The following is a 965-nucleotide window of genomic DNA, read 5'->3' as shown; positions in this document are numbered from 1 at the left end:
CACCGGAAACAACCGTCAGGACCGGACACGGCGAGAACACCACCATCGCCGCCGAACGCGAAACCCTCGCCAACGTGACCCACTAAGACACAGTTGAAGCTGAACGGCCCCCGTCCTGGAGACGGGGGCCGTTCGTGTACCCCTTTAGCAGACGTAACAGACCAGAAGGAATGGGCCGTGACCCCACTCAAGCGCGTGGCTTTCCTGTCGCTGCACACCTCCCCCATGGAACAGCCCGGTTCCGGCGACGCCGGCGGCATGAACGTCTACATCCGCGGTCTCGCCGCCGCCCTCGCGGACTCCGGCGTGGAGGTTGATATTTTCACACCCACCATCCGCCGGTCGGCGCACCGCAGCTGGCCTCGTGGTACCGCTCGGCCGACGTCGTCGTCATGCCCTCCTACAGCGAATCGTTCGGGCTTGTGGCCCTGGAGGCGCAAGCCTGCGGCACCCCCGTGGTGGCCACACGGGTGGGCGGCCTGCCCCGCACCGTCATTGACGGCCACACCGGGCTTTTGGTGGACGGCCACGACGCCGCCGACTGGGCCGACGCCCTCGAAGCCCTCCACGACGACCCCGCCACCCGCTGCGACATGGGCACTGCCGCCGCTATCCACGCGGCAAACTCCGGCTGGCAACGCACCGCCGCCCTTACCCTCGACAGCTACCACGCCGCCGCGGCACAGCGACTCGGCCGTCCCACAGTCCTGGCCGGGTAGCCCCCGCATCCCTTAAGCAGCGGTGCTCCCCCACCTAAGGTGAAGGAGCATCGCATGAAAAACCTGCAGGAGGTGAGGACGCGTCCGGTCAAAACCTGCAGGGAGTGATGGAGCGTCCGGTCAAAACCTGCAGGGAGTGATGGAGCGTCCGGTCAAAACCTGCAGGAAGTGAGGACGCGTCCGGGGGCGGGGTTTAGCGGTCGAGGTCGCCGCGGATGAAGGCCTCGACCTTTTCGCGGGCGAGGT

1 pseudogene is annotated in these 965 nt (G+C 67.2%); it reads left to right on the top strand.

Annotated elements, in window-relative coordinates:
- Positions 1 to 326 precede the first annotated feature (326 nt).
- A pseudogene (locus ACTHQX_RS21710) lies at positions 327 to 719 on the top strand (glycosyltransferase); the annotation flags it as partial.
- Between the last annotated feature and the right edge of the window lie 246 nt (positions 720 to 965).

Source organism: Arthrobacter sp. SAFR-023 (assembly GCF_051965295.1).
Taxonomy (GTDB): Bacteria; Actinomycetota; Actinomycetes; order Actinomycetales; family Micrococcaceae; genus Arthrobacter.
The sequence above is the reverse complement of the archived record's forward strand: the minus strand, read 5'-3'. Positions and strand labels throughout refer to the sequence as shown.